A 22,366-nucleotide genomic window follows, 5' to 3' on the forward strand; every position below is an offset into this window, starting at 1 on the left:
GCGATGTATCGACCCGGGATGGGTGGAGAAGCCGCCGCAGGGCGATCACGCTTGGCGGAACGGCGAATGGCGCAGCAGGGCGGCGGCGTGCTGCTCGACCTCGGCCCGCTCTTGCGCGCACCAGTCCGCCAGCGGCTCGCGAAAGCCCGGATCGGCAATCCAGTGGCGGCTGCGCACCAGCGTCGGCAGAAAGCCGCGCGCGATCTTGTGCTGGCCTTGTGCGCCAGGTTCGAAGCGGGTCAGGCCTTCGCGCAGGCAATATTCGATGCCCTGGTAGTAGCAGGTCTCGAAATGCAGGCCGGGCAGGGCTTCACCGCCCCAGTAGCGGCCGTACAAAGTGTGCTGCCCGCGCAGGCAGAGTGCACCGGCGATGGGTTGCCCATCGAGGTCGGCCAGGAACATCACCAGCTGGCGCGGCATGGCCGTGGCCAGGTGCTGCAGGAACTGCTGCGTCAGCGCGGGCGAGTTGCCGTACTCGTTGAAGGTCTTGAGATAAAAGCCGTACATCGCGGCCAGCTCCGCATCGCTGGCCTCATCACCGTGCACCACGCGCAGTTGCACGCCGGCGCGCTGCACCTTGGCGCGTTCCTGGCGAATGTTCTTGCGGTGCTTGTGATCCATCGCCGACAGGAACGTCTCGAAGTCGCCCCAGCCGCTGGCGTTGTGCCAGTGGTACTGCAGGTCGTTGCGTTCCAGCCAGTCGGCATCGAAGGCGGCGTCTTCACCAGCGGGGTAAAAGTTCACATGCGCCGACGACAGTCCGCTGCGCTCCACCAGCTCGCGCATCGCCTTCAGCAGGTGGCCGCGCCACGTGGGCGCACCGAGCAGGCGCGGGCCGGTGACGGGCGAGTAGGGCACCCCACACAGCCATTTGGGGAAGTAGTCCTGGCCATAGCGCGCGTACGCATGCGCCCAGGCATGGTCGAAGACGAACTCGCCGTGCGAGTTGTTCTTGAGGTAGCCGGGAGCCGCGGCGACCAGAGTGTCACCCTCCCACAAGGTCAGGTGCAGCGGGTTCCATCCCCAATCCGGGCGCAGGCAACCCTCACGTTCAAGGCCTTGCAGAAATGCGTAGCTGATAAAGGGATGCGTGCCATCGTGCAGCGCATCCCAGGCGCCGGCCGGCAACTCGTCCAGCTGGCGACACCAGCGTGCGGTTATGCCCATGTGGGCAGCCCCTTGGCGATGCTGGCCGCGTGGCGCGGCCGGCAATCAGGCGCCATCTCAGGCGCTCTTGTCGAGATAACGCTCGGCATCCAGCGCGGCCATGCAGCCGAAGCCGGCCGAGGTGATGGCCTGGCGGTAATGCTGGTCGGCCACGTCGCCGGCGGCGAACACGCCGGCCACCGAGGTCTCGGTCGCGGCGCCGTTCAGGCCGGAGCGGATTTCCAGGTAGCCGTTGTTCATTGCCAACTGGCCATCGAACAACTGCGTGTTCGGGTGATGGCCAATCGCCACGAAGAAACCATGCGCATCGATGTCGCGGGTGCTGCCGTCGATGGTGGACTTCACTCGGACGCCGGTAACCCCGGCATCGTTGCCCAGTACCTCGTCGATGGCATGGTGCCAGACGGTCTCGATCTTGCCGGCGGCCACTTTGGCGAACAGCTTGTCCTGCATGATTTTCTCTGCGCGCAGCGTATCGCGGCGATGCACCAGGTAGACCTTGCGGGCAATGTTGGACAGGTACAGCGCCTCTTCGACCGCGGTGTTGCCGCCGCCGACCACCACCACGTCCTGGTCCTTGTAGAAGAAGCCGTCGCAGGTGGCGCAGGCGGAGACGCCACGCCCCTTGAAGGCTTCTTCGGTGGGGATGCCCAGGTACTTGGCGGTAGCGCCGGTGGCGATGATGAGCGCGTCGCAGGTGTACTCGGCCCCGTCGCCGATCAGCCGGAACGGACGCTGCGACAGATCTGCCGTGTGGATATGGTCGAAGATGACCTCGGTCTCGAAGCGCTCGGCATGCGCCTGCATGCGGCTCATCAGGTCCGGACCCATCAGGCCGTGGGGGTCGCCCGGCCAGTTGTCCACCTCGGTGGTGGTCATCAGTTGGCCGCCTTGCTGCAGCCCGGTGATGACCACCGGCTTGAGATTGGCGCGGGCGGCGTAGACCGCGGCGGTCCAGCCGGCCGGGCCGGAGCCCAGGATCAACAGGCGGGAGTGCTTGGCGGGGCTGGCAGAAGAGGCGCTCATGTATACTCGCGATCTAGGAATTGGTAGGGCAGGCGAAGTAATTCGCGCCCCCGTGGCGGCATAGAGTGGCGGTCCCCACCCGGTGAATCAAGGCGGCGCGATGGAACTGCTTGAACCGCAGATGGCATGCTCCGCTCCAACCACGTGCTCGACGCCGCCTTGTGCGGCGTTTTTCGTTGAGCGGCGCTTGGTTGGATGGCCAGGGCGCATGCAACTGCTGAAACCGTGGCTTCAGTCGTTTATTATCAAACACTAACAGCATTTTTCTAAGGTCTGGCTACAGGTGGCAAAGCAGGTTCCCGAACGCAGCAGCAAGCCCGCAGAGGGCAAACCGTCGTCGCGCAAGACGGCGGTGGCGGACAATCCGCGGCGGCAGAAGCTCTGGCGCGATCTGGCCTTGATCGCGGTAGCGCCGTTGCTGCTGTATCTGCTGGCCAGCCTGTTCACTTACTCGGCGACCGATCCGGGTTGGTCGCGCACCGGCAATCTGGTTGCGCCGATCCACAACATGGGCGGCCGATTCGGCGCCCTGGCGGCCGACGTGCTGCTGCAGCTGTTCGGGTATGTGGCCTTCCTGCTGCCGGTGCTGTTGGGAGCGGTCGCCTGGATCGCCTTGATCGGCGAGCGCGAGGAGCAGAGCCAAAGCGATCTGGGGCCGGCGCTGCGCCTGGTCGGCATGGTGGGGTTCCTGATTTCCTCGACCGGCTTCCTGCACCTGCGCCTGTTCCAGGGCGAGGTGGCCGAGGCCGGCGGCATCCTGGGCAAGTTGGTCGCCGGCTCGCTCAGTTCCGGCTTCGGTTCCTTGGGCGCGAACTTGTTCGTGTTGGTGCTGCTGCTGGTGTCGATCACCCTGGCGACCGGCTTGTCGTGGTTTGCGGTGATGGAGCGCATCGGCAAGTGGGTGCTGGCGCTGGGGCCGCTGATGCAGCGCAAGACCCATCAGGCCACCGAGTGGCAGCAGACCCGGGTGATGCGCGAAGAACGCGAGGAAGTGCGCAAGGTCGATGCGGTCAAGCAGGCCAAGCGCGAGCCGGTCAAGATCGAGCCGCCGCCGGCGCCGGTGGTGGAAAAGAGCGAGCGCGCCAAGCGCGACACCCAGATTCCGATGTTCCAGGGCGTCAGCACCGACGGCTCGGACCTGCCGCCGCTGGCGCTGCTGGACGACCCCAAGCCGCAGACCAAGGGCTATTCGGAAGAGACGCTGGAAACGCTGTCGCGCCAGATCGAGTTCAAGCTCAAGGACTTCCGCATCGAGGCGCAGGTGGTCGGGGCCTATCCGGGCCCGGTGATCACCCGCTTCGAGATCGAGCCGGCGCCGGGCATCAAGGTCAGCCAGATCAGCTCGCTGGACAAGGACATCGCGCGCGGGTTGTCGGTGAAATCGGTGCGCGTGGTGGACGTGATCCCGGGCAAGTCGGTGATCGGCCTGGAAATTCCCAATGTCAGCCGGGAGATGATCTTCCTCTCCGAATTGCTGCGCTCCAAGGAGTATGACAAGTCGGCCAGCCCGCTGACGCTGGCCCTGGGCAAGGATATTGCCGGGCGCCCGACCGTGGCCGACCTGGCGCGCATGCCGCACTTGCTGGTCGCCGGTACGACCGGCTCGGGCAAGTCGGTGGCGGTCAATGCGATGGTGCTCAGCCTGCTGTTCAAGGCCTCGCACAAGGAACTGCGGATGCTGATGATCGACCCGAAGATGCTCGAGTTGAGCGTCTATCAGGGCATCCCGCACCTGCTGGCGCCGGTGGTCACCGACATGAAGGAGGCCGCCAACGGCCTGCGCTGGTGCGTGGCCGAGATGGAGCGCCGCTACAAGCTGATGAGCGCGGTGGGCGTGCGCAACCTGGCCGGCTTCAACAAGAAGGTCAAGGACGCCATCGACGCCGGCCAGCCGATGATGGACCCGCTGTTCAAGCCGAACCCGGAACTGGGCGAAGCGCCCCGGCCGCTGGAAACGCTGCCGTTCATCGTCATCTTCATCGACGAATTCGCCGACATGATGATGATCGTCGGCAAGAAGGTCGAAGAGCTCATCGCGCGCCTGGCGCAGAAGGCGCGTGCGGCCGGCATCCACTTGATCCTGGCCACGCAGCGGCCATCGGTGGACGTGATCACCGGCCTGATCAAGGCCAATATCCCCACCCGCGTGGCGTTTCAGGTCAGCTCCAAGATCGACTCGCGCACCATCCTGGACCAGTCCGGCGCCGAGGCGCTGCTGGGCAACGGCGACATGCTGTACCTGCCGCCCGGCACCGCGCTGCCGGATCGCGTGCACGGGGCTTTCGTCAGCGACGAGGAAGTGCATCGCGTGGTCGAGCATCTCAAGGCCAGCGGGCCGGTGTCCTACGTCGAAGGCGTGCTGGACGAAGTGCAGACCATGGGCGATGGCACCGTGGTCGGTGCCACCGGCTTGCCGGAAAGCAGCGGCGGTGGCGGCGACGAATCGGATCCCTTGTACGACGAAGCCTTGCGCATCGTCACCGAGACCCGGCGTGCGTCGATTTCCGGCGTGCAGCGGCGTTTGAAGATCGGCTACAACCGTGCCGCGCGTCTGATCGAAGCGATGGAGGCGGCCGGCGTCGTCAGCCCGCCCGAGCACAATGGCGACCGTACCGTGCTGGCACCGCCGCCGCCGAAGTAGGCGCCGGCGATGTCGTGGCGCGTTTTATGTGCAGCTTCCGATCGGGCGCCTGCAGCAATGCCGCATTGTTGGAAGCCCGTGCCTGTCATTGCCCGGCACAACGGCTACCCTGTGGGTGAGGGCCGCTCCGGCCCGCCGTGATCGAGACCCATGTTGCATCGTCCCTCGTTAGTGTTCGTGCTGCTCCTCTATCTCCCGCTGCTTGCCCAGGCACAGCAACGGCCCGCGCCCACTGCCAGTGCTGCAACGCGCACGCAGGCCGACACCAATTACAGTTTCGTGCGCTACCGCGCCGACTACGAGGTGCGCGCCGACGCCAGCAGCGTTGAAACCGACGAGTACGAGATCCTGCTCAAGACCAAGTCGGCCGTGGAGCAGTTCAGCCAGGTCCGGCTGAGCTATAGCGAGAAGATGGAAACGCTCGATGTGCTGCAGGCGTATACCGTCACGGCCGAAGGGCTGCGCCAGGACGTGGCGGCCGACAAAATCTATACCCAGGAAAGCTATTCCAGCGCCTCGGCAGCGATGTATGCCGACCGCAAGGTGAAAGTGGTGGTGTTCCCGAATCTGGCGCCGGGCGCGCGCATTGTGTACCGCGTGCGGCGGGCACAGAACACGCCGTATTTCCCCGGTTACTTCAGCCTGTGGGAGACCTTCAGCGTCTTCGCGCAGTACGACGATGCGGTGATTACGTTGGTCGCGCCGAAGGGGCTGCCGATGCATCTTTCTGCACGCGGGCTGCAGGGCAGCACCAAGCCGGTGGTGCGCGGCGACCAGGCACGCTGGGAGTGGCGCTACCAGCGCACCGCGCCGATGAAGAACCAGAACTGGAGCGCTGCGACCTGGGAGTTCAGCCCCACCTTGATGGCCAGCACCTTCGATAGCTGGTCGCAGATGGGCCTGGCGTACCACGTCAAAGGCGGGCGCGCTGCGGCGGTGACGCCGGCGATCCAGGCGCTGGCCGATGAGGTCACCCGCGGTATCGATGCCCCGCGCGCGCAGGCTGCCGCGCTGTATGCGTGGGTGGCGCGCAACATCCGCTATGTGGCGGTGTATCTGGGCAATGGCGGGCTGGAACCCAACAGCGCCGAGAGCATCCTGGCCAACCATTACGGCGATTGCAAAGACCACACCGTGATTCTGGAGGCCCTGCTTGCCGCCAAGGGGATTGCCAGCACACCGGTGCTGATTGGGGCAGAGGGCGGCCCGACCTTGCCGCAGATCCCGGTGCTGGGCCGCTTCAACCACGCCATCACCTACATTCCCGCATTCGATCTGTACGTGGACTCGACCAACCCCTACGCACGCTTCGGCCAGTTGCCGGCCGGCGATCTCGGCGCGCCGGTGGTGCATACGCGCGATGGCAAGGTCACGCAGACGCCGCCGAACGACCGCAAGGTCAATCGCTATGTCGCCCGCACTGAATACCGGTTCACGCCGCAAGGCGATCTGCAGGGCACCACCACGCTCGACAGCGGGCAGACCGGCGAAGTGGGCTTGCGCGCGATGTTCGTGCAGCTCAATGCGCAGAATCGCAACCGGATCGAAGAGTCGATCCTTGCCCAGTCCGGTTTCGACGGCACCGGCGATCTGCTGATTCAGGGCGACCCGCTGGATCTGGATGCACCGTTCAACTACCGCTACACCTTCCAGGCCAAGGACGCGGTGGACTTCTCGGTGGTCGGCGGCATGACCTTGCCGGATATGCCAGGTGCCGAGTCAACGCGCGCCATCTACACCACCACCTCGGCCGAAAACAATCTGACCCCGTTTTACTGCAACGACAGCGTGCGCGAAGAAACCTACGTGGTGAGCTTTCCCGAGACGGTGCCGATCATCGCCATTCCGCGCAGCAGCACCTTTCGCAATGCCGCCGGCGAATACGTGGTTGAGTGGACACGGCAGGGGCAGACGGTCACCGCCGTGCATCGCCTGCAGCGTGCCGCCGTGCGCGGGCCACAGGCGTTGTGCCAGCCGCAGGATTACCGTGCGTTTCGCGAGCTCTACCAACAGGTGCGGCGCGGGTTTCGCGGGCAGATTGTCTATGGCGATCTGTCCAGGGTGCAGACGGCACGATGAGGCGGATTGCCGCGCACACGCCGCCATCTGAACATGCCGTGCGATAGCGCTCGCCCATTCATCTATGAAGTATCAGAATCTACGCATGTCCTTCTGGAAGACCGCGATGCATCGCCAGCTCCGTTATGCCGTCCTTGCCACTGCTCTGTTCGCCAGTACCGCGTTTGCCGGTGCGCGCCAGGAGCTGGACACCTTCACGCGAGGGTTGAAGGGACTGGATGGGCAGTTCAGTCAGCGGGTGACCGACGCGAACGGCCGGGTCAAGGAAACTTCGAGCGGGCGGGTCGCACTGGCGACACCGCGTCAGTTCCGTTGGGAATACGCCAAGCCCTATAAGCAGCTGATCGTGGCCGACGGCAAGAAGGTCTGGGTATTGGATCCGGATCTGGAGCAGGTCACCGTGCGCGCACAGGGCAGCGAAGAACAGAACAGCCCGCTGGTTGCATTGATCGACCCGGCGCTTCTGGACAAGAAGTACGATGTCAGCGAAGAAGCCGCGCCACGCGACGGCCTGCAATGGTTGTCGCTGACGCCCAAGGTGGACACCGACGCCAGCTTCCAGATCGCCTCGCTGGGGTTCGGCAAGGAGGGCCTGGCCAGGATGGAAGTGGTGGACGCAGTCGGCCAACGCACCGCGATCAGCTTTAGCGGCTGGAAGCGCAACCCGGCGTTTTCTGCAGACACCTTCCGCTATACGCCGGCCAAGGGCGTGGATGTGGTGGGCGACGCGCAGTAAAGCGTCTGCGGGGCTCTCGGGATGAACGCATGGCGCAGCGAGCGGCTGTGCCTGCGGGCGCGCAACAGTCGTCGTGACCTGACAGATGCACCCGCACAGGAGCGATGCCACCACGCTACGGGACTGGCTCGTACGGGATCCACTGACCAACCGTCCGACTCGCCTCCGCTGCCTGGTTGGTCTGGCGTTTGATGAAGAAATCGAGGCCACGTTCGCGCTGGCGTTTGCCCTTTTCGCGCAGGATCAGGATGGTCGGTTCCCAAATGCTTGGGTGGCTGATCAGCTCATCGAACGCGCGATCGGCTTCTGCCGCTTGCGCTTCGCATCCGGCGACCCGCAATAGCTGGGCCTGCGCGCGCAGCGCGTCCAGGCGTGGTGCAGCCTCTGCCTGCAACACCCAGTCCACGATCAGCGAGGCGAACTTGTTGTCTTGCATGTGGAGGCGGACCCGGTCGATGAAGTCCTGCAACTGGCGCTCGGCCACCATATAGAGCCGTTGGTCATCGACCTTGCCCTGCAGTTTGGAGATTCCGTAGTGGGTCCATAACTGCCAGTTGCGCTTCACTTCGCGTTCGAATGAGGCGAAATTGAAGAATTCGAAGCCACGATCGGTGCGCACGGGATCGATTTCGTTGTTGAACATCCACAAGGTGGAGAACGTCGTGCTGCCGGCCGAGCGCAGTTCCCTGCTGTAGCCGAGATCAAGCGTGGCCATGGACAGCCGCGCCACTGGTGTGGGCGGCGCATTGCCGGTGCCGGGGTGCGTCCACTGCCGGGCGACGACACTGGCCGATGCGCGCCCTGCGATCTCTACCCTGGATTGCGCGCTCGAATCCTTCAGCACCATGGTCATGTAGCCTTCGATCGGCGTCTGCGACCGGGAGGTTTCGCGCCGCGCTTTCACGCCGAGCGACGCGCCGAGGGTGGCGCGACGCGGTTGGCCATCCATGTTTCCCACGCGCACGCCGGCAGCGACGCTGAGGCTGGATTCGGTGGCCGAAGTATTGCGTTCGGCATGGCCGATCAAGCCAACGGTGATGCTGGGGTGGTGCGCCAGCAGCTCCCCCAGGAAGTCGCGCTCGCTCAACTGGCCTGCATCGTCGCCGGATTGCTCGGCCAGTTGCAGCAAGTGTTCGAACATGGCCAGGAATTGCGCGCGCTGCTCCAGCTCCTGGCCCTTGCCCCGTCGTGGTACGCGGATTTGCACGCCATGCTCGATGCCCGATTCCTTTTTCATGCGCCATTCGGCTGCGCCCGTGATACCCACCGGTGCGTGTTCGGTGCCCGGCAGCAGCACGCCCGCGCTAATGCCGGTACTGGCGTTGAACTGCCGCGCCTTCTGCCGCCCGATCTGCAGCGACAACCCTGTCCGCCCCATGTAAATCTCCACCGAGCGATCGGAACTGGTCTGGCCGCCCGCGGAGAGTTTCAGTCCCAGGCCGCTGGGGATGATCGCAAGTGCGGCCGACAGCGGCGTCGTATTGAGTCCGATCACCCGTTGCTCGGTAAGACGCAGCTTGTCGCGCCATTCCAGTCGTTCCATCAGGTTGCGCAGGCATTCGAACAGCGCACGTGGCGATCTGACGCGGGAGGTGTCGCCCTCGTGCAGAAGGCGACTTGCATGACCGATGGCCTGATGAAAGTGGGTGCGCGCGTCAGACGCCAGTTCTTCATCCAGGGTCGCTGCACCGACCGGCAGGTCGCTCGGCTGTCCGGCGTGGTCGAGCAGGCCACGCTGGATCAGACGCAGCGTTTCGGGCAGACGCATGCGGCCGGCGCGTAACGCACCCCACGCGGATGCGATGGCCGGATGGCACGCCGCCGTCTGCAGGTCGTCGGTCTCGTTCACGGAGGCAGCCACCGAGCGCTGAAGCTCCTGGGCACGCCGTTCGATCGTGCCCAGCACCTTGGCGGTGAAGGTCAGGTCGGTTGCGTTCTGCTCGTGTGGGAGCCATTGCACGTATTCCAACAGTGCCTGCATTGCCAGCTCGTCCTGCGACGGCATTCGCCCGCCAGCCAGCTGGATCTGGCGGCGCGCGACGAGCCAGCTGGTCAGGTGGCCGGCCGCTTCGCGAAAAGCGTCGTTGGCACGCCGCACGGCGGTGGGAAGCGCTTCGGAGGCGCCAACCTTCATTCCCAGCTCAAGTGCGTTGAAGGGATTGAGGGCGCGCCTGCCGCGCCGCCCACTGCCTGCGACCGCCCATTGCGCAAACATCTGCAGGCATGCGTTGACGCGCGCATAGGGTGAACCTGCCCGGGTGGTTTCGTAGCCATTGCGGAATGCGTGAAATGCGCCGCGCTGGGCATCGGTTGCAGACTGCAGGCCCTGCAGCGGCGAGTCTCCATGCACGGCATGGCGCGCTCCCATCTGCGCATCGCCCAGCCAGCTGCGTTCAGCCTGTTCTGCGTCCGGCGTCAGTGCAAGCCGGTGGCTGGCACGCAGATGGACCTGCGCCGCCTCCAACCATTCCCTGGAGGGGGGCGTGGCTTCTTCGCGCAGCATGTGCGAAAGAACCTGCATGCCGCGCGGAACGCTGGCCAACAGGCCGACGCAGGCGGTGACGATCTCCATTGGCTGGGCCGCCTCGGCAGCGATGGAGACCTGTGGCGGCGGAATCAGCTCACGCAACCGCACCATGCCCAGGCGTCGCAGCACGTCGGCCGCTGCGGCAGCATCGCCTTCGCTGGCGATCGCCAAGGCCTGCAGGGCGATGCGCAAGGCGTCGACCGGCTGCAAGGCGTCGCCCCCGAACGCAGCGCTGCGGCCATGCAGACCGTCAGCCCAGGCGCGCAGAACCTGTCGACTCACGGGGTCGATGGTTTCCTCGCGAAAGCCGGGCAGGGCGCCAAGCAGTGCGTCCATGGTGTCGGCGACGATCTCGGCAGCGACGGGCCGGGCCTCATCGGCCGGCGGCTGCGCGGCTGCATGTTCCGCCACGCGCTGCATGTCGCCGTTCGCAGCTTCCAGCGCGTTGACCGTCTGTTCGTGCTGCCACACCTCCTCGGTGTTGATCCGCGACGAATGCCGCGCCTGCTGCAGTTTCGCCTCGACCTGGTCGAGGCGCTGCTGTAGGCGTCGCGCATGCCGCCGACAGCGCTCGGCATGCGTGCGTTGCAGGGTCAGCATGTTCTCGTTGCGTCCCAGCCGTGTGCGCAGTGCCTCGACTTCTCGGTTTCGCTCTGCAGCAAGGTGCGAGCCGAGCGTGCGCGAAGCCGGCCTGTTGGCAGAGTTGCCTGCTTGATCCGACTGCAACGCATCGCGTGCTTGCGCATACGCGCTTCGCAATCGATCGATTTCCGCGTTAGCTTCCGCAAGTGCTTGCTCTGCTTGTGCTGCCTGTGCCGAGCCGCGGCCGAAAAAGACCGCTTTGGCCAGCGCATCGCCGCGTGCGCGCGCCTGCTGCACTGCGTGCTCGAGCCGGGTGCAGGCGCGTTGCAGCTGTAAGCGATCGACGCCCTGCTGCGCGTCGGCCGAGGATGGGCCCGCGTGCGCTGCGACAGCGCGCGACGGCTGATCGTGCGGTAGCGCGTTCAATGCGGCGCGTGCGGAGAGGATGTCCGACTCGAGATCGTGGATCGCGGCCGCCACTGCATCAGTCTGTGCATTGCATCCATGCAGCTGTTGCAGCAGTTCGGCACGTTCGCGCGTCAGCGCGTTGATGCTGTCGCTCAGGTTGGCGGCGCGCCGGGCTCTCAGGGCCAACTGCTCGCGTGCAGCCTGTAGCGTTTGTGCATGCGCGTAGCTCAGCTCGTCCTGGCGACGCCGGCAGATGCGTGCGGCCAGGTCGTTGTTGGATTGTTCCAGGCGGGCGATCAGGGCCTCATTGAGATGCTGGGTGGCATTGGACAGCAGCGGGGCTGCTCGCAGATCACGGGCGGCATCGGCGTTGCGATCCGATGGGCAAGCTGGTGTGTCCCGCGCGTACTGCACCGAGGAATAGCGCAGCAGGCTCGTATGTGGTTCTGGCGAACCGCTACTGAGCCCCAATCGTTCTGCGGCCTTCCTGCAGGGGCGCGGGAGGGCGTGTTTGCGTTTGGGAGCGGCCTTCAGTCCGGGATCGACGACGCTTGGCTGTCTTGCTTGCTCAAGTAGCGTCGCGGACCAACCCAGCGGATCTTCCTGTGCCTGGATCAGTTCCGCCTCGAACGCGCATGGGTCCGGAGTCGCCAATTTGTTGTGCGTCTGCCGCCGCGCAGAAGGCTTGGATGGATGCGCGATGGTCTCGGCCATGCCTGGAAGGCAAGCGGCGATGACGGAGGGGCGAAGCGGAATGCGAGGCATGGTGGAATCCGTGCGCTGAACCTGCCGCTTGCGCTTGCGCAGCTCGTGGCCGATGCGGAATGCCGGCAGGCGATTGCGGTCACTCGTTACTCAGTAACAGTATTGCGCTACGCAGTCGATGCGTTGCACCTGCGCGAAGTGGTCGCTTGGAAAGAGAACGTCGGCGTCCCAGCGATGGCCGAACACTGCGTTGTGGAACGTCCATCAGGCGCAGGCGGTAGAATGAAGGGGTGAGCAAAGCCAAACGTCCCGACTCGATCACACCCGATCTGCTGCACGTCGATCGCAGCGCCATGGGGCCCTTGGCAGAGCGGATGCGGCCGCGCACGCTTGACGAGATGGTGGGCCAGAAGCGATTGCTGGCTCCCGACAGCGCCCTGCGGCGCGCGGTGGAATCCGGCCGCGTGCACTCCATGATCCTGTGGGGCCCGCCGGGATGCGGCAAGACCACATTGGCCTTGTTGCTCGCACATTACGCAGACGCCGAATTCAAGGCGATCTCGGCCGTACTCTCCGGCTTGCCGGAAGTGCGGCAGGTGCTGGCAGAGGCGGCGCAGCGTTTTGCCGGTGGCCGCCGCACCGTGTTGTTCGTCGATGAGGTGCATCGCTTCAACAAGGCCCAGCAGGATGCGTTCTTGCCGCATATCGAACGCGGCACGATTCTGTTCGTCGGTGCGACCACTGAAAACCCGTCCTTCGAGTTGAATTCAGCGCTGTTGTCGCGCTGCCGCGTGCATGTGCTGGAAGGCGTGTCGCCGCAGGATATTGTCGAAGCCTTGCAGCGTGCCTTGCGCGATGCCGAGCGCGGCTTGGGGGCAGAGACGATCCAGGTCAGCGAAGCGTCGCTGCTGGAAATCGCCAGCGCCGCCGACGGCGATGTGCGTCGGGCGCTGACGCTGTTGGAAATTGCCGCAGAACTGGCGACAGGCGAGGGTGGCGAGATTACGCCGCAGACGTTGCTGCAGGTGCTGGCCGACCGTACGCGCCGCTTCGACAAGAACGGCGAGCAGTTCTACGACCAGATTTCGGCGTTGCATAAGTCCGTACGCAGTTCCAACCCGGATGCAGCGCTGTACTGGCTGACGCGCATGCTCGATGGCGGGTGCGACCCTGCGTATCTGGCGCGTCGGTTGACCCGCATGGCGATCGAGGATATTGGCCTGGCCGATCCGCGCGCGCAGAGCATGGCGCTGGAAGCCTGGGACATCTACGAGCGCCTCGGCAGCCCGGAAGGCGAGTTGGCATTCGCACAGCTGGTGCTGTACCTGGCCAGCACTGCCAAATCCAACGCCGGCTACGCGGCCTTCAACCAGGCCAAGGCCGACGTGCGCGCCACCGGCACGCAGGAGGTGCCGCTGCATCTGCGCAACGCGCCGACCAAGCTGATGAAGACGCTGGGCTATGGCCAGGATTACCAGTACGACCATGATGCCGAGGGCGGCATCGCGCTGGATCAGACCGGGTTCCCGGATGCGATGGGCGAGCGCGTGTACTACAACCCGGTGCCGCGCGGGATGGAGATCAAGCTGAAGGAAAAGCTCGATCGGCTGCGCGAGGCGCGCGCGCTGGCACGGGCTGACAAGGCCGGCAAGCCCACGGCATAATCGGCCGCACAGGAGATGGCATTCCTCCTCGAACCGCACGCACCCTGCGCGCTGATGATGCCTGCCCACCCCGCCGGGGCGGCAGGCCTGTGCCCCGGCATCGCTTTTGACTCACAAAGGATGACGCCGATGTCGCACACTTTTTTTTCGAACACACGCTCTGGTCGCGGGGTGCGCGTATGAACGCACCGGTGTGGTGGCAACAGCTGTTGTTGGCAATGACCGGTGGTGCACTGGGATCGGGCTTGCGTTTTGCGATCGGTGCCTCGTTGATCCAGCGCTTCGGTACCGGCTTCCCTTGGGGAACGCTGACGGTGAACCTGCTCGGGTCGTTTGTGGCCGGCGTGTTGCTGGTCTGGCTGGATGCACGCGGGCCCTCGAGCTGGCCGCTGCGGGCCCTGTTGATCGTCGGCGTGATCGGTGGGCTGACCACGTTTTCGTCGCTGATGATGGAGTGCCTGGTGTTTGCGCGCACCGACCGCTCGACGATGATCGGCATCTATCTGGCGGTGACCTTGCTGGCTGGACTGGCGCTGGTCGTTGCAGGGGCGCGGACCGGTCAATGGTTGGTGGCGCGCTGAGCGTCGCCGTTTGCTAGCGGTATCTGCGGCGTCCCTATTGCGACAGCTGGATCGACGGCTTCAGGCCGCAACGACATGACCGATGCATCAGAACGCAACGCTCAGCGTTTCACTGGGCACGCGGGGGATGTGCGTTGGAGCGCCGCGACGTTGGCAAGACCGCATTGACCGAGAAAGGAAAGGGCGTGCTTGCGCACGCCCTTTTGGGCACAGCATGGCGATGTGATCCTTAACACCTGATCTCCGCGGATGGATGACACAGATGGAAACACCAGATCGACCCGGAAGGCCGACCCGGCGCTCCAACGCGCTTCACAGCGCTTCGATGATGCCCGCAGCGCCCATGCCGGTACCGATGCACATGGTGACCATGCCGTACTTCTGCTGACGACGGCGCAGGCCATGCACCAGCGTGGCGGCACGGATCGCGCCGGTGGCGCCCAGCGGGTGGCCAAGGGCGATTGCGCCACCCAGCGGATTGACCTTGGATGGATCCAGTTCGCTGTCGCGGATCACGGCCAACGCCTGTGCGGCGAAGGCTTCATTAAGCTCGATCCAGTCGAGTTGATCTTTGGTCAGCCCGGCCTGCTTGAGCGCCTTGGGAATGGCGGCGATCGGTCCAATGCCCATGACTTCCGGGCGCACGCCGGCTACCGAGAAGCTGACAAAACGCGCAAGCGGTGTGAGGCCGTAATCCTTGATCGCCTGCTCGGAGGCCAGCAGCACGGCACCGGCGCCATCGCTCATCTGCGAAGAATTACCGGCGGTGACGCTGCCGCCGAACTGGCCGTTGCGGAACACCGGGCGCAACTTGGCCAGGCCCTCGAGCGAGCTATCCGGACGCGGGCCTTCGTCGGTGTCGACCAGGCGCTTGCGCAGCGCGATGACGTTGCCTGCCAGATCGGGCTGGTGCGAATGGATTTCGTACGGGCTGATTTCGTCGCGGAACTCGCCGGCGGCAATTGCGGCGATCGCCTTTTGATGGGAGGCCAGCGCAAAAGCGTCCTGGTCTTCGCGCGACACCTTCCACTCTTCTGCGACCTTCTCGGCAGTGATGCCCATGCCATAGGCAATGGCCACATGGTCGTCGGCGAACACGCTTGGCGACATCGCCACCTTGTTGCCCATCATCGGCACCATCGACATCGACTCGGTACCGCCGGCCAGCATCAGGTCGGCATTGCCCAGCCGGATCTGGTCGGCGGCCATGGCGATGGCCTGGATGCCGGACGAACAGAAGCGGTTGATGGTCTGACCGGCCACTGAATTGGGCAGGCCCGCCAGCAACACGCCGATGCGCGCCATGTTCATGCCTTGCTCGCCTTCGGGCATGGCGCAGCCGATGATGGCGTCGTCGATGCGCGAGGTATCGATGCCCGGCGCCTGCGCGACCACGGCGCGCAGCACATGCGCCAGCATGTCGTCGGGACGGGTATTGCGGAACACGCCCTTCGGCGCCTTGCCCACCGGCGTACGCGTGGCGGCAACGATGTAGGCTTCTTGAATCTGCTTGCTCATGGCTATCTCCGATAGCCGGGATTCGGGATTCGGGATTTGGGATTCGTCAAAGCGAATCCGCGTGCCCGAATGTTCCTGCCCGGCGGATGAATTTGGTGGAAGCGAGAAAGTTGGAGGGCGGGGACCCGCTGTTGCGAATCCCCAATCCCCAATCCCGATTCTCAGTTCCTGAGTGGCTTACCCGTCTTGAGCATGTGCCCAATCCGCGCCTGGGTCTTTTCCTGCTGGGCCAGTTCGACGAAGTGCTTGCGCTCCAGCTTGAGCAGCCATTCTTCATCGACCAGCGCGCCGCGATCCACTTCGCCACCGCAGACCACCGTGGCAATGCGGCTGGCGATTTCGTAGTCGTATTCGCTGATGAAGCGACCTTCCAGCATGTTGACCAGCAGCATCTTGAAGGTGGCGATGCCGACGTCGCCGGCGACCTGGATGCGGCGTGCCGGCAGCGGGGCGCGGTAGCCGCCCTCGGCCAGCGCGCGCGCTTCGGCCTTGGCGATGTGTAGGCTCTCATAGCTGTTGAACACCACCTTGTCGGTGGCACGCAGCAGGCCCAGTTCCTTGGCATTGACGGCCGAGTTGGAAACCTTGGCCATTGCCACGGTCTCGAAGGTCTTCTTCAGCTCGGCGAACACGTCGCCGCCCGGACCTGCGGCGATCGAGGCACGCACCGCAATTTCCTTCAGGCCACCACCGGCCGGCAGCAGGCCGACGCCGGCTTCGACCAGGCCGATGTAGCTCTCCAGCGAGGCCACTGTCTTGGCGCTATGCATCTGGAATTCGCAGCCGCCGCCCAGCGCCAGGCCACGCACGGCCGAGATCACCGGCACCTGCGCGTACTTGATGCGCTGGCTGGTGGCCTGGAAATTGGCGACCAATGCTTCGAACGCATCGACCTTGCCGGCCTGCAGCAGGCCAAGCGCGCCGGCCAGATCGGCACCGGCGGAGAAGGGCTCCTTCTGCTGCCAGATCACCAGACCGGCGAAGTCTTTCTCGGCGCGGCCAACCACTTCCTGCAGGCCATTGAGCACGTGGTCGGAAACGGTGTTCATCTTGGTCTTGAAACTGACCACGGCGATGTCATCGCCGTCGTGCCACATGCGCACGCCGTCATTTTCGAACACGGTTTCGCCCGGCGAGAACTGCTCGCCCAGCAACGGATCGGGGAAGCGCTGGCGCTTGTACACCGTCAGCGATGAGCGTGGCAGCTTGGCGTCGCGCGCCGGGCTGTACGAGCCTTCGGCGCCATGCACGCCATCGCGACCGTCGAACACCCAGTTCGGTAGTGGCGCGCTGCTCATGCTCTTGCCGTTGGAGATGTCTTCGGCAATCCACTGCGCCACCTGCTTCCAGCCAGCGGCCTGCCAGGTCTCGAACGGGCCCAGCGACCAGCCGTAGCCCCAGCGGATCGCCAGATCCACGTCACGTGCGGTCTCGGCGATATCGGCCAGGTGGTAGGCGCTGTAGTGGAACAGGTCGCGGAAGCTGGCCCACAGGAACTGCGCCTGCGGGTGCTGGCTTTCGCGCAGCTTGGCGAACTTTTCGGCCGGGTTCTTGATCTTGAGGATCTCGACCACCTCTGGCGCGGCGCTACGATCGGCCGGGCGATAGTCCTGCTTCTCCAGGTCGACCACCACGATGTCCTTGCCGACCTTGCGGAAGATGCCGGCACCGACCTTCTGGCCCAGCGCGCCCTTGCCGATCAATGCGTCCAGCCACTTCGGCGACTTGAAATACTGATGCCACGGGTCGTCGGGCAGGGTGTCGCCCATGGTCTTGATGACGTGCGCCATGGTGTCCAGGCCGACCACATCGGAGGTGCGATAGGTGGCCGACTTCGGGCGACCCACCAGCGGGCCGGTCAGCGCATCGACTTCGTCGAAGCCCAGGCCGAATTCCTGCGTGTGGTGGATGGTGGACAGGATCGAGAACACGCCGATGCGGTTGCCGATGAAGTTCGGGGTGTCCTTCGCATACACCACGCCCTTGCCGAGCGTGGTCACCAGGAAGGCTTCCAGGCCTTCCAGTACCGCCTTGTCGGTGCCCTTGGCCGGGATCAGCTCGGCCAGGTGCATGTAGCGCGGCGGATTGAAGAAATGCACGCCGCAAAAGCGGTGACGCAACTGTTCGGGCAGCACGTCGGAGAGCTTGTTGATGCCCAGGCCGGAGGTGTTGGAGGCCAGCACGGCATGATCGGCCACGAACGGGGCGATCTTCTTGTACAGGTCCTGCTTCCAGTCCATGCGCTCGGCGATCGCTTCGATGATCAGATCGCAATCGCGCAGCTGTTCCAGGCCGCTCTCGTAATTGGCGGGCGTGATCGCCTCGGCCAGCGCCTTGCTGGCGAGCGGGGCGGGGCTCAGCTTGCCGAGATTGGCGATCGCCCTGAGTACGATGCCGTCTGCCGGGCCTTCCTTGGCGGGCAGGTCGAACAACACGGTGTCGACACCGGCATTGGTGAGGTGCGCGGCGATCTGCGCACCCATGACGCCGGCACCGAGCACGGCGGCACGACGGACTAGCAACGGGTTGGACATAGCGATAGGCCTCTTGTGGAACGTTTACGGTGTGGAATGAGCGCGGAACCCGGGTTCCGCGAAACGGATGAGTTCGCGCGCCGCGCGCGCACGATGGTCGGCCTCGCTGACGCCCGCAGGCCGCTTGATGAGCCCGAAATCGGCCATGGCATAGGTCAGTGCGCCGGCCAGGAAGTCCAGCCGCCAATACAGCTCTTCCTTGCTCAGGCCCGGCACGCAGCCGGCGATGGCCTTGCCGAATTCGCGCAGCACATGTCCGTAGTGGTCGGACAGGAACTTGCGCAGGTTGTCGTTCTTTTCCGCGTAAGCGCGCGCAATCACGCGTACGAACGCGCCGCCGTTCTGGCGGTCCTGCGCCATGGCCAACGCCGGCTCGACGAAGGCAGCGAGCACGGCCGTGAGCTCGCCGGGCTGGGACTTCTTTGCCGTTTCCAGCTGCTGCAGGCGCGCGGCGGTCATCTCGTCCATGCGCCGGCGGAACACCTCGTTGACCAGGTTTTCCTTGGAGCCGAAGTGATAGTTAACCGCGGCGATATTGACGTCGGCCTGCGTGGTGAGCTGGCGCAGCGACGTGCCGGCGAACCCGTGCTGGGCGAACAGCTCCTCGGCCGCACCGAGAATGCGGTCCTTGGTGGAGAAGTGGGCGGGCTTGGGCATGCGCGAAGACAGGACTCAATCAAACGATTGTTTGAGTCTACGGGCTCGCATGCGAGCGGGTCATGTCGCAACGCAGCACGATTCAGTGGGCGGTGTGCAAACGCAGCGTTGACGAGATAGAATTGACCATCGCAAAGAAGCCTAAGCCCGCGTTTTGTCGCGGGTTTTTTTCATGATAACCTCGGGCCTTCAGTGGCCCGCCCAACGGAGAACTTCCCATGGCGCTGGAGCGCACCCTGTCCATCATCAAGCCCGACGCCGTTGCCAAGAACGTCATCGGCGAAATCTACAGCCGCTTCGAAAAGGCTGGCCTGAAGGTCGTGGCCGCCAAGTACAAGCAGCTGTCGCGCCGTGAAGCCGAAGGCTTTTACGCCGTTCACCGCGAGCGTCCGTTCTTCAACGCGCTGGTCGAGTTCATGATCTCCGGCCCGGTGATGATCCAGGCGCTGGAAGGTGAGAACGCCGTTGCCGCACACCGTGACCTGCTGGGCGCGACCAATCCCAAGGATGCTGCGCCGGGTACCATCCGCGCCGACTTCGCCGATTCGATCGATGCCAATGCCGCCCACGGCTCGGATTCGGTCGAGAACGCTGCCAACGAAGTCGCGTATTTCTTTGCTGCCACCGAAGTGGTCTCGCGCTGAGGCCGAGTGAGTCGAATCGTGAATGAGGTCGTGATCCCTTCCGTGCTGCAGGACGGCTCCGTCCGTCCCCCGGAGCCGCGCAAGCAGAACCTGCTCGACCTCGATCGCGAGGGTCTGGAGCGCTTCTTCGCCGACACGCTCGGCGAGGCGCGTTACCGTGCCCATCAGGTGATGAAGTGGATCCACCATCGCTACGTCACCGATTTCGACCAGATGACGGACCTCGGCAAGGCGCTGCGTGCGAAGTTGCACCAGCATGCCGAGGTCCTCGTCCCGAACGTGGTGTTCGACAAGCCTTCGGCCGACGGCACCCACAAATGGCTGTTGGCCATGGGCGCCGACGGCAAGAACGCCATCGAAACCGTGTATATCCCCGACAAGGGCCGCGGCACGCTGTGCGTGTCCTCCCAGGTCGGTTGCGGCTTGAACTGCACCTTTTGTTCGACCGCCACCCAGGGCTTCAACCGCAACCTCACCACCGCCGAAATCATCGGCCAGGTGTGGGTGGCGGCGCGCCATCTGGGCAATGTGCCGCACCAGCAGCGCCGTCTCACCAATGTGGTGATGATGGGCATGGGCGAGCCGCTGATGAATTTCGATAACGTCGTGCGCGCGATGAGTGTGATGCGCGACGATCTTGGCTACGGGCTGGCCAGCAAGCGGGTCACGCTGTCGACCTCCGGCCTGGTGCCGATGATCGACCGGCTCTCCACCGAAAGCGACGTGTCGCTGGCGGTCTCGCTGCATGCCGCCAACGACACGCTGCGCGAGAGCCTGGTGCCGTTGAACAAGAAATACCCGATCGCCGAGCTGATGGAGTCGTGCGCGCGCTACCTGCGCGGCAGCAAGAAACGCGATTCGGTGACCTTCGAATACACCTTGATGAAAGGCATCAACGACCAGCCGGAGCATGCGCGCCAGTTGGCCAGGTTGATGCGGCAGTTCGACAACGCCGTGCAGTCCAAGGACGCCGGCAAGGTCAATCTGATTCCGTTCAATCCATTTCCTGGAACGCGCTATGAGCGCTCGGGCGAGACCGAGATTCGCGCGTTCCAGAAGATCCTGCTCGATGCGCAGGTGCTGACGATGGTTCGCCGCACTCGTGGCGACGACATCGACGCCGCATGCGGGCAGCTCAAGGGGCAGGTCATGGACCGTACCCGTCGCCAGGCGGAGTTCCGCCGCACATTGGAAGGGCAGGCCGATCGAGATGCGGCAGCGTGAACTCGCGTTAATGGCGGCCGTGGCGATCGCGCTGAGCGCGGTCGGCTGCGGTGGTCGCAATGCCAAGGCCGGCTCGGCCAAGAGTGTGGAGGAAGTCGCGCCGGTGTACTCGTTCCGCGACGACAAAGCCACCAAGAATCGCTTGGCTGTCCAGGAAAAATTAGGCTTGGCACGCAATCGGCTGCAGACCGGCGATTACGCCAGTGCCGAAGAGCAGGTGCGCGCCGCCTTGAAAAAGGACGCGCAGTCGGTGGATGCCATCGGCCTGCTGGCGCTGATTCAGGGCGCCAGGGGCGATACGGCGGCGGCCGGGGCGTCGTACCGGCAGGCCGCAGAACTCGCACCGCAACGCGGCGACGTGCTGAATAACTATGGCGCCTGGTTGTGCGCGAATGGCTCGCCCGCCGAAGCGTTGACATGGTTCGATCGTGCGCTGGCCGACCGGACGTATGCCTCGCCTGCGTCTGCCTTGGGCAATGCCGGCGGTTGCGCGCTCAAGGCAGGACAGCCTGAACGAGCAGCGGGCGATCTGCGCAAAGCGCTCGATCTCGACCCGAATAATCCGTATGCGCTCGAATCGATGGCACGTCTGGAAGCCGGGCGCCGCAATTATTTCGAAGCCCGCGCTTTTATCGAACGCCGCCTTGCGGCTGCACCGGCAACTGCTTCCGTGTTACAACTCGCCATTCAGATTGAGCAAGGGCTAGGCGACAAGGTAGCTGCCGGCCGTTACCAACAGCGGTTGGTCAAGGAATTCCCTGACGCAGCGACCGCTACTCCCGGGGCCAATGCATTGTGATCAGTGATTCCAATCCGAACCTTTTCGAGCAGGAAAAGGGCTGCGGACAGCATTTGCGCGAAGCGCGCGAGGCAGCAGGTCTGAGCGTGGACGAGGTGGCCGGCAAGCTGCGCATGCCGGCCCACGTGGTGCACGCGTTGGAGCAGGAAGACTGGCAGCGGCTGGGCGCGCCGGTGTTCGTACGCGGGCAGCTGCGCAGCTATGCGCGCTTGTTGCAGGTCGATCTGGAGCCGCTGTTGCAGCAGGCCACCATTGCGCCGATCGAGCCGGTCAAGCTGGTCAGTCACACGCATACGCCGCGTGCGCGGCGCATTCTCGAAAGCACCGCGCGCAAGGCCATGTACGTGGTCATCACCGGCGTGTTTGCGGTGCCGGTCTGGTACGCGACGCGCTCGCATCTGGATGGCAAAGCGCCTAGCACGGTGTCCTTGGACAGCATGCCTGAGGCTGCAAAGTCCGCTGCGCCAGGTACGCCGGTAACGCAGCCGGCCGCCGCGCCGCGCGAGCAGCCGGCGCCGTATATCGCGTCGATGACCCCGGTGCCGCGTGCGACCGCCGACGCCAAGGCGCCTGCGGCAGCAGCTGCTCCCGGCGGCAGTTTGTCGCTGAGTTTCAGCGGCGACAGCTGGGTGCAGATTTTGGCACCGGATGGCAGTGCGGTGGAAAAAGCCCTGATACGTGCCGGTGAACAACGCACGTATTCGCCCGGTCAGGTGGGGCGCATCGTGCTCGGTAATGCCTCGGCGGTACAGGTTCAGCAAGGCGGCAGTATCGTCGACGTGAAACCGTTCCAGCGCGCTAACGTGGCCCGTTTTGCGGTATCCTCCGACGGCTCCGTGGTACCTGCTTCCGAGTGAAGCGGACTGCGGTTTTT

The 22,366-nt window shown here is 64.7% G+C and carries 16 protein-coding genes and 1 riboswitch; of the genes, 10 read left to right on the top strand and 6 right to left on the bottom strand.

The window, feature by feature from the left end; all coding sequences use genetic code 11:
* Positions 1–45 precede the first annotated feature (45 nt).
* Together ACDH77_RS09855 and trxB are read right to left on the bottom strand one after the other, a co-directional pair.
* Positions 46–1,167, bottom strand: a complete 1,122-nt coding sequence (locus ACDH77_RS09855; protein WP_218488801.1) for a GNAT family N-acetyltransferase — start codon at positions 1,165–1,167, stop codon at positions 46–48.
* Between the two features lie 57 nt (positions 1,168–1,224).
* Entirely contained in the window at positions 1,225–2,193 is a 969-nt protein-coding gene (gene trxB, locus ACDH77_RS09860) for a thioredoxin-disulfide reductase (RefSeq protein ID WP_014090139.1), read from the bottom strand.
* Between the two features lie 283 nt (positions 2,194–2,476).
* On the opposite strand from trxB, the gene ACDH77_RS09865 reads away from it, so the two are divergent.
* From ACDH77_RS09865 to lolA, 3 genes are all read left to right on the top strand, one after another.
* Positions 2,477–4,834, top strand: a complete 2,358-nt coding sequence (locus ACDH77_RS09865; RefSeq protein WP_014090140.1) for a DNA translocase FtsK — start codon at positions 2,477–2,479, stop codon at positions 4,832–4,834.
* Positions 4,835–4,984: 150 nt separating this feature from the next.
* Positions 4,985–6,913: a DUF3857 and transglutaminase domain-containing protein gene (locus tag ACDH77_RS09870; protein WP_051876407.1), complete on the top strand. Its 1,929-nt coding sequence runs from the start codon at positions 4,985–4,987 to the stop codon at positions 6,911–6,913.
* Positions 6,914–6,977: 64 nt separating this feature from the next.
* Positions 6,978–7,649: an outer membrane lipoprotein chaperone LolA gene (gene lolA / locus ACDH77_RS09875; protein ID WP_029819379.1), complete on the top strand. Its 672-nt coding sequence runs from the start codon at positions 6,978–6,980 to the stop codon at positions 7,647–7,649.
* A gap of 115 nt (positions 7,650–7,764) precedes the next feature.
* Here lolA and xopZ read toward each other — a convergent pair whose 3' ends face one another.
* The gene (gene xopZ, locus ACDH77_RS09880; protein ID WP_228729057.1) at positions 7,765–11,931 is read right to left on the bottom strand and encodes a XopZ family type III secretion system effector; all 4,167 of its coding nucleotides are present in this window, start codon (positions 11,929–11,931) and stop codon (positions 7,765–7,767) included.
* Between xopZ and ACDH77_RS09885 the strand changes: the two genes are divergently transcribed.
* From ACDH77_RS09885 to crcB, 3 genes are all read left to right on the top strand, one after another.
* Entirely contained in the window at positions 11,860–12,165 is a 306-nt protein-coding gene (locus ACDH77_RS09885) for a hypothetical protein (RefSeq protein ID WP_223648267.1), read from the top strand. The two genes, xopZ and ACDH77_RS09885, sit on opposite strands and share 72 nt — an antisense overlap.
* Positions 12,162–13,535, top strand: coding sequence for a replication-associated recombination protein A (locus ACDH77_RS09890; protein ID WP_031422595.1), 1,374 nt, complete (start codon positions 12,162–12,164; stop codon positions 13,533–13,535). Before ACDH77_RS09885 ends, ACDH77_RS09890 begins: the two co-directional genes overlap by 4 nt.
* A 2-nt stretch (positions 13,536–13,537) precedes the next feature.
* Positions 13,538–13,606: riboswitch (Fluoride riboswitch) on the top strand.
* A gap of 108 nt (positions 13,607–13,714) precedes the next feature.
* Positions 13,715–14,116 carry a fluoride efflux transporter CrcB gene (gene crcB, locus ACDH77_RS09895; RefSeq protein WP_008575332.1) on the top strand — a complete coding sequence of 134 codons (402 nt, stop codon included), beginning with the start codon at positions 13,715–13,717 and terminating at the stop codon, positions 14,114–14,116.
* Positions 14,117–14,428: 312 nt separating this feature from the next.
* Here the strand turns inward: crcB and ACDH77_RS09900 are convergent, their stop codons facing one another.
* The 3 genes from ACDH77_RS09900 to ACDH77_RS09910 form a co-directional block, all read right to left on the bottom strand.
* On the bottom strand, positions 14,429–15,634 hold the full coding sequence (locus ACDH77_RS09900; RefSeq protein ID WP_372353857.1) for an acetyl-CoA C-acyltransferase: 1,206 nt from the start codon (positions 15,632–15,634) through the stop codon (positions 14,429–14,431).
* A gap of 161 nt (positions 15,635–15,795) precedes the next feature.
* Entirely contained in the window at positions 15,796–18,168 is a 2,373-nt protein-coding gene (locus ACDH77_RS09905) for a 3-hydroxyacyl-CoA dehydrogenase/enoyl-CoA hydratase family protein (protein WP_218488802.1), read from the bottom strand.
* A gap of 24 nt (positions 18,169–18,192) precedes the next feature.
* Positions 18,193–18,825 carry a TetR/AcrR family transcriptional regulator gene (locus ACDH77_RS09910; RefSeq protein WP_003482890.1) on the bottom strand — a complete coding sequence of 211 codons (633 nt, stop codon included), beginning with the start codon at positions 18,823–18,825 and terminating at the stop codon, positions 18,193–18,195.
* Between the two features lie 218 nt (positions 18,826–19,043).
* On the opposite strand from ACDH77_RS09910, the gene ndk reads away from it, so the two are divergent.
* Genes ndk through ACDH77_RS09930 form a run of 4 tightly spaced genes read left to right on the top strand, consistent with a single transcriptional unit; the run spans position 19,044 to position 22,349 of the window.
* Positions 19,044–19,469 carry a nucleoside-diphosphate kinase gene (gene ndk, locus ACDH77_RS09915; RefSeq protein WP_002812972.1) on the top strand — a complete coding sequence of 142 codons (426 nt, stop codon included), beginning with the start codon at positions 19,044–19,046 and terminating at the stop codon, positions 19,467–19,469.
* 18 nt (positions 19,470–19,487) lie between these two features.
* Positions 19,488–20,693: a 23S rRNA (adenine(2503)-C(2))-methyltransferase RlmN gene (rlmN, locus tag ACDH77_RS09920; protein ID WP_008575352.1), complete on the top strand. Its 1,206-nt coding sequence runs from the start codon at positions 19,488–19,490 to the stop codon at positions 20,691–20,693.
* A gap of 10 nt (positions 20,694–20,703) precedes the next feature.
* Positions 20,704–21,492, top strand: coding sequence for a type IV pilus biogenesis/stability protein PilW (gene pilW / locus ACDH77_RS09925; protein ID WP_011347312.1), 789 nt, complete (start codon positions 20,704–20,706; stop codon positions 21,490–21,492).
* Complete coding sequence (locus tag ACDH77_RS09930) at positions 21,489–22,349, top strand: helix-turn-helix domain-containing protein (RefSeq protein WP_008575356.1); 861 nt, start codon at positions 21,489–21,491, stop codon at positions 22,347–22,349. The genes pilW and ACDH77_RS09930 overlap by 4 nt, the downstream gene beginning before the upstream one ends.
* Positions 22,350–22,366: the final 17 nt, after the last annotated feature.

Origin of the sequence: Xanthomonas axonopodis pv. maculifoliigardeniae (assembly GCF_041519315.1) — a bacterium.
Classification (GTDB): Bacteria; Pseudomonadota; Gammaproteobacteria; order Xanthomonadales; family Xanthomonadaceae; genus Xanthomonas; species Xanthomonas euvesicatoria.